The following is a 12277-nucleotide window of genomic DNA, read 5'->3' as shown; positions in this document are numbered from 1 at the left end:
ATTTCATTGGCGGCCCTTTTTTATGAGCGGGAACTCAAGATTTTATTGTTGAACCAAAAGCCGGTTCAATAAACTTGAACCGGCTTGGTGTTATTAAGATGTTTGATGATTTGTGTTACAGGTCAAATTTTATTCCCTGAGCCAGCGGAAGTTCTGTAGAGTAATTTATGGTATTGGTTTGACGGCGCATATAAACTTTCCAAGCGTCTGATCCACTCTCACGACCACCACCTGTTTCTTTTTCGCCACCGAATGCACCTCCTATTTCTGCCCCTGAAGTACCAATATTCACATTGGCAATCCCACAATCGGAACCCGCATAACTTAAAAATTGTTCGGCCTCACGGAGGTTCGTTGTCATAATAGCAGATGAAAGTCCTTGTTTTACCCCGTTTTGCAACTCTAACGCATTTGTAACATCGCCTGAATATTTCATCAGGTATAAGATCGGTGCAAAAGTTTCTTCCTGTACAATCTCAAAATGGTTTTCCGCTTCAGCAATTGCGGGTTTTACATAACATCCGCTTTCAAAACCGTCTCCTTCCAGTACGCCTCCTTCTACAAGAATATTCCCGCCTTCTGTAACTACTTTTTCCAAAGCGGCCTGATACATTTTAACGGCATCCTTGTCGATTACCGGACCCACATGATTGTTTTGATCTAATGGGTTCCCGATACGTAATTGCTTATAAGCATCAACCAGTTTTTCCTTTACAGTATCATAAACAGATTCATGTATAATCAGTCTCCTGGTCGATGTACATCGCTGTCCGGCAGTACCAACTGCACCAAAAACAGCACCAATGATTGTCATTTTAAGATCGGCATCAGGAGTAACGATAATAGCGTTGTTGCCCCCGAGTTCCAGGAGCGATTTACCCAGGCGTGCCCCAACAGCCTGAGCAACTATTTTACCCATTCTGATAGAGCCTGTCGCAGATATGAGCGGAACCCTGTTGTCATGAGTCATCAACTCACCAACCTTATAATCCCCGTTAATTAAACAAGAGATGCCTTCAGGCATATTATTGTCTTTTAAGACTTCTGCTATTAGGTTCTGACAGGCAACTCCCGTTAGCGGAGTTTTTTCAGAAGGTTTCCAGATGCAGACATCGCCACATACCCATGCCAAAGCGGTATTCCAGGACCAAACAGCCACCGGAAAGTTAAAAGCTGAAATGATTCCGACGATCCCCAGCGGATGGTATTGTTCGTACATTCTGTGCAGCGGTCGTTCCGAATGCATGGTTAAACCGTGCAATTGACGGGAGAGTCCAACAGCAAAGTCACAGATGTCGATCATTTCCTGTACCTCACCTAGGCCTTCCTGATAACTTTTACCCATTTCATACGAAACCAGTTTCCCCAGGGGTTCCTTGTATTCACGTAGTTTTTCACCAAACTGACGAACAATTTCTCCACGTTTGGGAGCCGGTAGGGTTCTCCATGTTTTAAAAGCTTGTTGGGCAGTTTCTACAACTTTTTCGTAATCTTCCTTTGTAGTGGTTTTTACCTTCCCGATCACTTGTCCGTCTACCGGAGATGTAGATGTAATTTCACTTCCATTTGAATACCATTGAATGCCTGTAGAGGTACCCTCATTTAGGTCATTAACTCCCAAACTTTTCAAGGCTTCTTCAATACCAAAATCTGTAGCAACTATTGACATTTGTAACTTTTTTTAGTGTTTTTGTTATAAATTTCTACGAATGTACAAATAAATAATTGCTTAATCATTGTCCGTCGTAAAACGTTTATCAACAGGCATTATGGTTCCGCAATGATTACAGGTTCTGAGTTCTTCTGAACTGTAAAAAGTTTTAAAATATGGAAGGAAGTCTTTTTCGATATCGTGCAATTCAAAATAGACGTCGTGTAGTTTTTCATTGCAATGATCGCAATACCAGAGTAATCCGTCAGTAAAACCTTTTCCGGCTCTTTTTCGTTCGATAACCAACCCCACCGATCCTTCTTTTCTTACCGGAGAATGAGGTGTTCCGGCAGGATGTAAGTACATGTCTCCCGGTTCCAGCTTCATTACTTTTTTTTGTCCATCCTCTTGTATGAGTATTTCTATTTCTCCTTCTAACTGATAAAATAACTCCTCAGTTTCATTATAATGATAATCTTTTCGGGCATTCGGTCCGGCTACAACCATAACGATGTAATCATCAGATTCTTTGTAAAGGTTTTTGTTGCTTACAGGTGGTTTAAGCAGGTCTTTATTCTCTTTAACCCATTGCAACAAATTAAAAGGTCTTTTAACACTCATGGCTATTTTATGATTTATGGTATAAAGTTACGGAATAGTGAAAATACGATTAAATGTTTTAATGAAAGCTTTTTAGAATGTATAATCATTATTTAACATGACTACTGTTGGATATAGAAGGCAGATTCCTTATTTTCATTGAATAAACACTAAAATGAATAAAAATGGGATTGATTTCATTTATTAAAGATGCAGGAGCCAAAATTTTTGGCTACCCCACTGAAGCAGAAAAACAAGCACAGGCAGCGGCTGATAAAGCTGCGGCCGAAGCGGCAAGAATAGCCGCAGCGGAGCAACGCTTGGAAGAAACTATAAACGACTTAGGGTTGAAAGTCCAGAATCTGGATGTTTCGATTGAAGGTGATACGGCGGTTGTAACCGGGTTGGCATACGATCAGACCAATAAAGAGAAGACCGTGCTCGTTGTCGGAAACAGCGTGGGTATAGCCGTTGTCGACGACCGGATGGAAGTTGAACATACCGAGCCGGAAGCACAGTTCCATACAGTTGTCAGTGGTGATACATTAAGTAAGATTGCTAAGAAATTTTACGGAAATGCCATGAAGTATCCTGTAATCTTTGAAGCCAATAAGCCAATGCTTTCTGATCCGGATAAGATCTACCCGGGACAGGTACTTCGTATACCTGTAACAGAAGCGTAAATAAAAAAGGCTGAATTTTCAGCCTTTTTATTTATAAAAATTCATTCTGTCTATATAATCCCATACCTTTTCCGGTAACAGGGGTTTAATATTTTTTCCTTCTGCAATGCTCTTTCTGATAAAAGAGGCAGAGATTTCCATAATGGGGGCGTCGACAAAATGTATTTTAGGATGTTCTTTAAAAGCAGGAACGGTTTCACCTACAGATAGCCTCGGATATACAAAAAGGTCGTTCTTTTCAAGTATTACTTCGTGATTTTTCCATTTATGAAACCCTTTTATGTTGTCTTCTCCCATAATTAGGGAGAATTTGTGATCGGGATACTTTTCTTCCAGATACACCAAAGTGTTTACCGTATAGTACGGAGGCTCCATTTTAAATTCAATATCAGAAGGTTTAAGTTTGGCATAACCTTCTGTAGCCATGTATACCATTTCTAGCCGGTGATGATTGTCTAATAATGACGATTTCTTTTTAAAAGGACTTACCGGTGTTATGACAAACCAAACCTCTTCGAGTTCGGAGAACTCAACCATATGATTGGCAATGGCCAGATGACCTATGTGGATAGGGTTAAAAGTACCGAAATAAAGTCCCGTTCGTTTCATTATTGATTTCCTTTTTTAATGCCTGTAAAATCAGCTACCAGATCGTAAGCTTCTTGTTTGGCAGTATTGAGGTCGTAATTTTTAATGATAGTATCAAACTGAGGGGCTGTGGCCAATTCAACAGATGCCTTTGCAATGCGCATGTTTATTTTATCTTCGCTTTCTGTTTTCCGCTTCTTCAATCGGATCTTTAGTTCATCTATGCTGGGCGGTTTTACAAAAACAGCCAGGGTTTCTTCCGGAAACTTCCTTTTTATTCGTAAGCCTCCGGCCACGTCAATATCGAAGATTACATTTTTACCTTTCGCCCAAATACGCTCTACTTCTGTTTTTAGAGTGCCATAAAAATTATCTCTGTACACTTCTTCCCATTCTACAAAATCTCCGTTTTTAATATGTTGCTTGAAGGTGTCTAATGATAAGAAATAATAATTAACCCCGTCTTTCTCTTCACCTCTTGCCTCACGTGTAGTGGCAGATATTGAGAATTCGAGGTTCAATTCGGGGTGTTGAAGCAGGTGTTTGACAATAGTGGTTTTTCCACTGCCGGAAGGAGCGGAAAATATAATGAGTTTGCCTTTAGACATTTACAATACGTTTAAGATTTGTTCTTTTATTTTTTCGAGCTCATCTTTCATCTGAACTACCAATTGCTGTACAGCAGCATAGTTGGCTTTCGACCCCATAGTATTGATCTCCCTGCCTATTTCCTGACAGATAAAGCCAAGTTTCCTGCCGTTAGATTCTTTAGATTTCAGGGTAGACATAAAATAGTCGAGGTGATTTGCTAACCGGACTTTTTCTTCGGTTATATCCAGTTTCTCCAGATAGTAGATAAGCTCCTGTTCGAAACGGTTTTCATCTATATTTTCTTTTAGGTCGGCGATGGCCTTGGTTGAACGTTCCCTGACAGCGTTTAAGCGTTCAGGATCCAGTTTTTCCACCTCGCTCAGCAGGTTTTTGATATTATCGATCCTGATAAGAAAATCTTTATTCAGCGCTTCTCCTTCTTCAGTCCTGAATTTGTTGATCTCTTTCAAAGCGCTGTTAAGGGCATCAGCAATTGCATGGAACTCTTCTTCGTCGATCTCTTCGCGTTCTGTTTTAAGCGCGTCAGGAAGTCTTACGGCCATTTTCATGAATTCTACCTCATTGTCACCGGCATCAGGAGAAACAGCCTTTAGCTGCCGGATATATTCTTTAACAACAGGTATATTGATAGACGATGAGGTTTCTTCACCGGTAATTTCTACATACAATCCAAAGTCTACTTTGCCTCTTTTTAATGAGGAGGCTATAGTATTGCGTAACTCCATCTCTTTTTCCCTGTATTGAGATGGTATACGTGCATTAAGGTCGAGGCCTTTGCTGTTTAATGATTTAAGCTCGATGGTTATTTTTTTGTTCGGAAGTTGAATTACATTCTTCCCGTAACCGGTCATGGATTGTATCATGCTCTGATTTTAAAAGTTATGCAAAAGTACATTAAAATTTATCTCATTGAAAATTCAATAAGAGAGACCTTCAGGAAATCAGATGCATTTTACAGGTTTTGTAGTGTGAAAGACAGGTAAATCCGGGAAGTGGAGCGTTCCCGATGTAGCATTATGAGTGTTAATTGAGAGGTGAATGCTTTAGTTTTTTACAACATGATGTATTTTTGAAATTATATTGTTAGTGTTATGAAAAAGAGTTTCCCGAAAAGGGTTTTCCTGAATGGCGAATGGAAGAACGCTGAAGAAGCGAAAATTTCTGTATTTGACAGGGGGTTTGTTTTTGGCGATGGTTTATATGAAGTGATTCCGTTTTACAATGGGAAATTTTTCCTGAAAGAAGATCATTTAAACAGGTTGAGCTACGGTCTTAAAGAGATAAATATTGAATTTGAAATAGATGGTATTAATGATGTTTTGTTAAAGGCAATCAGGGAAGCGGACCTGGATGGGAGTGATGGTGCTGCATATATTCAGGTAACGAGAGGAGTCGCTCCACGGATACATTCATATCCCTCAGAAAGTAAACCGACCGTATTGATTTATGCTTTCCCTGTTGTTTTGGAAGGCTTCGAAGAAAAATCTGTAGATGTGTTGGTATCCGAGGATTACAGGTGGCACCGCTGTGATATTAAATCTACTTCATTGGTAGCGAATGTGGCCATGAATAATGAAGCGGTAAAAAATGGATTCCATGAAAATGTATTACACAGAAACGGGGTGATTACCGAAGGCTCTCATTCTTCGGTCTTCTTTGTAAGGAACAAAGTGGTTTACACGCATCCCAATGGTAAGTTTATATTGCCCGGTATAACGAGAAAAGCAACAATAGACTTGTGTAGGGCTAATAATATTCAAATTATCGAAACCCCCTTGAGTATTGATCAGCTTTCAACTGTAGACGAAGTGTTTTTGACCGGAACCACAACACAGATACTGGCTGTCAGGTCTGTGGTGATGAATGGAGTTGCAAGATTTAAACAAAACCAAATAGGCGAGATTACCCGTATTTTACAACAGGAGCTTATAGGAAAGACCAGGAGATACATATAATGTACAAGGCTATAATTCCCTGACCCATATATTTCGAAAGCTTACGCCGCTATGGTCCATGTGATCCTGAAGTTTAAGGGCCGCTTTGGCATGTGGGGTGTTTTTGGGCCAGCCTATATATTCGGTCGTACCTTTGATCGATACATGATCCTGTACCAAAACACCATTGTGAAGAACCGTAACGGTGGCGTCTTTTGTCTTGGATCCTGTCTCATTGAATATAGGAGCGCGATAGATGATATCGTAAGTCTGCCATTCTCCTGAAGGCTTGCTGGCATTAACCAGCGGTATATGTTGTTTATACACGGCAGCTGCTTGCCCGTTTACATAGGTTTTATTTTCATAAGTATCTAAAACCTGTATTTCATATCTGTTTTGCAGGAATATACCACTATTGCCACGATTTTGTCCAATTGCCTCAGATGTAGCAGGGTTTTTCCATTCTATATGAAGTTGGATGTCTCCGAATTCCTGTTTGGTTTGGATATCCCCGGCACCATTTTTTACAGTCATGCTGCTATCATTATTTATGATCCAGTCCGCTACTTTGGAGGTGTCTTTTGAGCTGACCCACGCACCGAGGGCAGAGCCGTCGAAAAGAATAATGGCATCTGAAGGAATATTATTGTTTCCGGTTGTGTTTACTTTTTTCGGTACGGGCTCCCATATTTCGGTATCTTCAGGAATCGTAGGCTCTTTCTGTTTTGTAGAGTCTGCTTCAATAGGGCTGTGTAAGGCAATTTTATCGGTGTTCTGATTTTTGTTTTTACACCCTGTAATTAGTATAACAAGGATAAAGGCAGCAGTTTTTCTTAAAAACATAAATTACAAGGGTTTAATTTTTATATTCCTGTACCAAACTTTATCCCCGTGATCTTGCAGGCCTATATGTCCTGTCGGGTATTTGCCAAAGCCTTCCCAGCCTTTAAATTTTGAATTATCGACCATTTGATTCCATTCCGGACCATGAACAGGGAATTTGACTATTTCTGTGCCATTAAGTGTAACGCTGCCTGCATTGTTTTTATGATCTATCCTGATAATGCATGTATTCCATTCCCCTGCCGGTTTAACGACTTTTTCAGATGGTGCGATCATATCATATAGAGATCCGGCCTGATGCGTCGTTCCGTTTTTTGCATCGGGGTGTCGTTCGTCATCCAGAACCTGTATTTCGGGTCCGGTTTGGTATGCTTCAGGGAATTTGGGATCCTCATGGACACCCCAGAAAATGCCACTGTTGCCTCCTTCGGATATTTTCCACTCCAGTGAGAGTTCAAAGTTTTTAAACTTCTCTTTTGTGATAATGTTGCTGCCCCCGTTTTTTCCCGGAGTGAATGCCATGGCATCACTCTCGATAGTCCACTGATCTGGGATGTCTTCTTTCAGGTAACCCCTCCATGCATCAAATGAAGATCCGTCGAATAGCATAATCCATTTATCTTGTTCTGTATCCGGGTTGTCGGTTTTAGCAGTATTGGATTCAACTTTCTCAGTAGTCACAGCAGTTTCTTTTTTTTCGTTTTGTTTACATGATACCAATACAATACATGCAATTAACGGGAAAGCCAGCTTTTTCATCTTGTTAGTTTGTTTTACAGACCTAAAATGTCCTTTAGTGTTTCTCTATCTATTTCCCCACCCGCGAAATCATCAAATGCTTTTTCAGTAGCTTCGATAATGTGCCGTTGAATAAAAGGAGCCCCTTCCCGGGCACCTTGTTCCGGACTTTTGATGCAACATTCCCATTCCATGACAGCCCAGACATCACAACCGTATTGCGTTAATTTAGAAAATATTTTTTTAAAATCCACCTGGCCGTCACCAAGTGAACGGTATCGACCGGCGCGGTCGCCCCAGTTGTTGTATCCTCCAAATGCTCCCTTTTTTCCTGTAGGGTTGAATTCAGAGTCCTTTACATGAAATGCCTTAATAAATTCGTGATAATGATCGATGTATTCTATATAATCTAATTGTTGCAGTACGAAATGCGAAGGATCATATAAGATATTTACACGTTTATGGTTTCCGGTTGCTTCGAGGAAACGTTCAAAAGTATCTCCGTCGTGGATATCCTCACCAGGGTGAACTTCATAGCAAACATCTACCCCATGCTCATCAAAAACATCTAATATGGGAAGCCATCTTTTGGCAAGTTCTTCAAAGCCCATCTCTACAAGTCCCGGAGGTCTTTGCGGCCAGGGATGGAAAGTGTGCCATAAAAGTGCGCCGGAAAACGTCGCATGTGCTTTTAGCCCCAGGCGATTACTGGCAATGGCGGCTTTTTTAACAGTTTCTACAGCCCATGCTGTTCTTGCCTTCGGATTTCCCTTTAACGGATCCGGAGCGAAGTTGTCGAACATGGTGTCATAGGCAGGATGAACGGCAACCAATTGTCCTTGCAGGTGAGTCGATAGCTCAGTAATCTCTAATCCGTAAGAATTGATTTTTCCTTTCAGTTCGTCACAATATGTCTGACTTTCCGAAGCCAAATCAAGGTCAATCAGAAATTTCTCCCAGGTAGGTATTTGTATGCCCCTGTATCCCAGTTCTGATGCCCATTTACACATGCCGTCTAAACTGTTAAACGGTGGTTTGTTATCTACAAACTGAGCCAGGAAAACAGCAGGTCCTTTTATTGTTTTCATGTTTAATCTTCAATTTTAATCCAGACATTTCCTTTTTGATGAGAGTCAACTACTTTCTCTATAAAATTCATACCCCTGACGCCATCATTCATCGTTGGGAATTCACCGGGATGATAGTTTTCCTTTCTGACAGCTTTAGCTACTCCTCTGTATATGTTGCCCATAGAATCGAAAATTCCTTCCGGATGACCCGGAGGCAACTTAGTTCCGTCCAGCGAAAGAGCACTGTTATATGCATGTCCCGGTTTTAAAACTTTTAATGGTTCGGATTCGGTAAGGTGGTATAGGTAATTCGGGTTTTCCTGTTCCCATTTTAAGCCGCCTTTATCTCCATAAATACTGACAGTGAAATTGTTTTCTTCTCCGGTGGCAATTTGACTTGTTCTGATGATGCCTTTTACAAATTCAGAAAAACGCAAGAGAACTGTACCGTCGACATCCATTTTGTTGTTACTGTACACATAGTTAAGGTCGGCTAAAATTTCACTGACTTCCATGCCGGTTACATACTCGACCATATCGAAAGCATGGGTTCCTATATCTCCGATGCAGCAGCTGATTCCTGATTTTTCAGGGTCTAACCGCCAGGTATTAGCTCTTTTTTCTTCATCGTGAATGATTGGGTTGATCCATCCCTGATAATATTGTGCATCTATTTTTTGAATACGTCCTATTACGCCTGAAGCGATCATCTCCTTCATTTGGCGGATCATAGGATATCCGGTGTATGTATATGTTACAGCAAAAACGACTTCGGATCGATCCAGTATGTTTTTAAGAATTTTAGCTTCCTCGTAGGTTGTGGTCATCGGTTTTTCACAAATAACATTAAAACCATTTTCCAGTAGTTTTTTTGCCATTGGAAAATGAAGGAAGTTAGGGGTTAATATCGATATTACCTGCATACGCTCATCTTCAGGAAGTTTAGTTTCTTCGGCTATAAGCGTATCGAAATCTTTATAAACACGGTTAGTCGGGATGCCTATCTTCTCGGCAAATTCGAGGTTGTCTTTTTGATTTGGATTAAAAACACCACCAACCAAATGATAACTATCATACATTGAAGATGCCACGCGATGTAAGACGCCTATCAAGGAGTCACCGCCACCTCCTAAGATTCCCAATCTAATTTTATTGCTCATGTAATTTGTTTCTGTTTTTTATTGTTTGTACTCTACTTTTTCATTCTTGAAAAATATAATAAATAAGATTAAAACACCCAATGCAAAGAATGCCGGATATGTCCATATGGATGTCCATACATGCGAACCATCTGATAATAAGAAATGATCAGAGATATTTCCTGCTACCCAGAAGCCAATTAACATACCCACGCCATACGTGGCAAGTGTAATCAATCCTTGTGCGGCACTTTTATATTTTTCTCCTGCTCTGGAGTCTGTGTAGATCTGTCCGGACACGAAGAAGAAATCGTAACAAATGCCATGTAAAGCAATTCCGATTAACAGCATAAATGCAAGCTCTCCGGCATCGCCATAGGCAAATAATAAGTACCTTACCGTCCAGGCAAGCATACCTACCAGTAGGGTCATTTTAATTCCGAACCTTTTAAAGAACACAGGTAATAAAAGCATGAATAAGACTTCAGAGGCTTGTCCGAGTGTCATCTTACCTGTTGGGTTTTCCATACCTACTTCTGCTAAAAAAGGATTAGCGTTTTGGTAATAAAAAGCCAAAGGGATGCATATCAGAACGGAAGACAGGAAGAAGATCAAAAAGTTTCTGCTTTTTAATAAGCTGAGGGCTTCAAGTCCAAGAATTTCCGAAATTGTTGGTTTTTCACCGGATGTTTTTGCCCGTGGCGGGGTTTTAGGTAATGTAAAGCTGAACAGGCCTAAGAAAGCCGAAGCAGCGGCTGTCATTAAAAAAGTGTTTTTCAGCAAGCCTTGTTCGATGCCTTCTGATGAATCCCAGTTAAAGACAAAGCTGATCGTAAGTCCGGCAATAATCCATCCAATAGTTCCGAATACACGAACCAGAGGGAACTGCTTGGCAGGGTCGGTCATTTGATTAAAGGATACTGAATTAACCAGTGCCAGTGTAGGCATGTACAATATCATGTACCCGAGTACATAAGGATAAAAAGCATTAAAGTCTGAGGCGTTGGCCATCTGATACATCAGTATAGCTCCGATAAGGTGGAGAATACCTAAGATCCTTTCTGCGTTAAAGTATCTGTCGGCTATAAGACCTATTATAAAAGGAGCAATGATCGCTCCCCACGACTGTGTAGAAAAGGCCATGGCAGTTTCTGCTCCTGTAGCATTAAGGTTATTTCCTAAAAAAGTACCCAATGATACAAACCATCCTCCCCAAATAAAAAATTCGAGGAACATCATTAAGGATAGTTGAAATTGTATTTTTTTATTCATTTTAGAAATGGTTTAGGCAGGTTAATTATGCTAATTCAGAACCGATACGTATCAGAAGGTCCCGGGTGGCTTTAATACCTTCTTCTTCACTTAGTCTGTCACCTTCGTATTCGACACCTACAAAACCGCTATATCCGGTAGCTTTTACCAGCTGTAAAGCCTTCTTGTAGTCTATGGTTGTTTCATTTCCCTCAGCATCGAAATCGTATGATTTTGCACTTACCCCTTTTGCAAAAGGGAGTAATTCTTTTAAACCTGTGTATCGGTCGTATTCGTCTGTGCATTTTCCATCCTCCTTCTTAATACAGAAGTTCCCGAAGTCAGGAAGTGTACCACAGTTACTCATGTTTACTCTTTTCATTACATCGGACAAGTATTGTCCGTTTGATGAGAAACCACCGTGATTTTCTACAATAATGTTCAGGTTGCTTTTTGAAGCGTATTCGGAAAGTGTAGCCAGTGATTCAGCAGAGAAGTTTGTCCATTCTTCAAGATTTGAGTTTCCATGCAGGTTAACCCTCATGCTATGACAGCCTAAAGCTGCCGAAGCATCTGCCCATACCTGATGACTTTCTATGGCAACTTTTCTTTTGGCCTCATCACCAGAGGCCAGACTCCCAATATCACCGGGTAAGTCAACCATCATAATCAGGTTCGTAACATTATTGTCTTTACTGCGTTTGTTCAATTCTGTAGTTAATTTATTAACAGACAAAGCCAAATTTGTGTTTTTGTCTAACTCCTTGTTGTATAAATGATTTACAAACTCAAGACCGGAAAATCCCCATTCACCGGCTATTTTGGCAAAATCCAATGGGTTAAGTTCATTCTTGTGAATCATTCTGTGCACAGACCATTGGGCAAGAGAGAGTTTGAAAAACGGTTCTTTTGATCCTGTAATGTTTTCGGGGTTTTCAGCGTTTTTTTTCTTGTTGTTTTCGGCACATGATGCTAAACCAAGAACAGATAGCGCAATGCCAAACTGGCTTGTGTTTTTCAGAAAAATTCTTCTTTTCATAAGGGAGTGGTTTTTAACTGCAAATTCGGTAATTATATATTAATTAAGTCTTTTAGGTATGAATCTGTTAAAATAAACATCCAACTAATGTAAAAAATTAATTTATATATTTGGGGGGCATCGAATTTT

General features: G+C 40.3%; 13 protein-coding genes. 2 read left to right on the top strand and 11 right to left on the bottom strand.

The features are described from left to right. Positions 1-115: 115 nt before the first annotated feature. On the bottom strand, positions 116-1669 hold the full coding sequence (amaB, locus tag MQE36_RS03880) for an L-piperidine-6-carboxylate dehydrogenase (RefSeq protein WP_242937861.1): 1554 nt from the start codon (positions 1667-1669) through the stop codon (positions 116-118). A 60-nt stretch (positions 1670-1729) separates the two neighbouring features. Next, positions 1730-2272 carry a 3-hydroxyanthranilate 3,4-dioxygenase gene (locus MQE36_RS03875; protein ID WP_242937860.1) on the bottom strand — a complete coding sequence of 181 codons (543 nt, stop codon included), beginning with the start codon at positions 2270-2272 and terminating at the stop codon, positions 1730-1732. Positions 2273-2436: 164 nt separating this feature from the next. Here MQE36_RS03875 and lysM point away from each other — a divergent pair, with 164 nt between their 5' ends. Further along, positions 2437-2934 (top strand): peptidoglycan-binding protein LysM, encoded by a 498-nt coding sequence (gene lysM, locus MQE36_RS03870; RefSeq protein ID WP_242937859.1) that lies wholly within the window; start codon positions 2437-2439, stop codon positions 2932-2934. Between the two features lie 27 nt (positions 2935-2961). On the opposite strand, the gene nadD is transcribed toward lysM, so the two are convergent. From nadD to MQE36_RS03855, 3 genes are read right to left on the bottom strand one after another with little or no spacing between them, the layout of a single operon-like run. Then, entirely contained in the window at positions 2962-3543 is a 582-nt protein-coding gene (gene nadD / locus MQE36_RS03865; RefSeq protein WP_242937858.1) for a nicotinate (nicotinamide) nucleotide adenylyltransferase, read from the bottom strand. Continuing rightward, positions 3543-4130 carry a guanylate kinase gene (gmk, locus tag MQE36_RS03860; RefSeq protein WP_242937857.1) on the bottom strand — a complete coding sequence of 196 codons (588 nt, stop codon included), beginning with the start codon at positions 4128-4130 and terminating at the stop codon, positions 3543-3545. Before gmk ends, nadD begins: the two co-directional genes overlap by 1 nt. Next, complete coding sequence (locus tag MQE36_RS03855) at positions 4131-4997, bottom strand: YicC/YloC family endoribonuclease (protein ID WP_242937856.1); 867 nt, start codon at positions 4995-4997, stop codon at positions 4131-4133. Between the two features lie 228 nt (positions 4998-5225). Between MQE36_RS03855 and MQE36_RS03850 the strand changes: the two genes are divergently transcribed. Beyond that, on the top strand, positions 5226-6089 hold the full coding sequence (locus MQE36_RS03850; RefSeq protein ID WP_242937855.1) for an aminotransferase class IV: 864 nt from the start codon (positions 5226-5228) through the stop codon (positions 6087-6089). A gap of 9 nt (positions 6090-6098) precedes the next feature. Here the strand turns inward: MQE36_RS03850 and MQE36_RS03845 are convergent, their stop codons facing one another. From MQE36_RS03845 to MQE36_RS03820, 6 genes are read right to left on the bottom strand one after another with little or no spacing between them, the layout of a single operon-like run. After that, the gene (locus MQE36_RS03845; protein WP_242937854.1) at positions 6099-6911 is read right to left on the bottom strand and encodes a 3-keto-disaccharide hydrolase; all 813 of its coding nucleotides are present in this window, start codon (positions 6909-6911) and stop codon (positions 6099-6101) included. Between the two features lie 3 nt (positions 6912-6914). Beyond that, on the bottom strand, positions 6915-7670 hold the full coding sequence (locus tag MQE36_RS03840; protein ID WP_242937853.1) for a 3-keto-disaccharide hydrolase: 756 nt from the start codon (positions 7668-7670) through the stop codon (positions 6915-6917). Between the two features lie 14 nt (positions 7671-7684). Continuing rightward, positions 7685-8737: a sugar phosphate isomerase/epimerase family protein gene (locus MQE36_RS03835; protein ID WP_242937852.1), complete on the bottom strand. Its 1053-nt coding sequence runs from the start codon at positions 8735-8737 to the stop codon at positions 7685-7687. Positions 8738-8739: 2 nt separating this feature from the next. Continuing rightward, on the bottom strand, positions 8740-9879 hold the full coding sequence (locus tag MQE36_RS03830) for a Gfo/Idh/MocA family protein (RefSeq protein ID WP_242937851.1): 1140 nt from the start codon (positions 9877-9879) through the stop codon (positions 8740-8742). 18 nt (positions 9880-9897) lie between these two features. Then, a complete protein-coding gene (locus MQE36_RS03825; RefSeq protein ID WP_242937850.1) occupies positions 9898-11130 on the bottom strand; it encodes a nucleoside permease in 1233 nt (410 codons plus the stop codon). 25 nt (positions 11131-11155) lie between these two features. After that, positions 11156-12148 carry a sugar phosphate isomerase/epimerase family protein gene (locus MQE36_RS03820; RefSeq protein ID WP_242937849.1) on the bottom strand — a complete coding sequence of 331 codons (993 nt, stop codon included), beginning with the start codon at positions 12146-12148 and terminating at the stop codon, positions 11156-11158. Between the last annotated feature and the right edge of the window lie 129 nt (positions 12149-12277).

The sequence above is a fragment of the Zhouia spongiae genome (assembly GCF_022760175.1).
GTDB lineage: Bacteria > Bacteroidota > Bacteroidia > Flavobacteriales > Flavobacteriaceae > Zhouia > Zhouia spongiae.
This window is presented reverse-complemented; position numbering and strand designations above follow the sequence as displayed.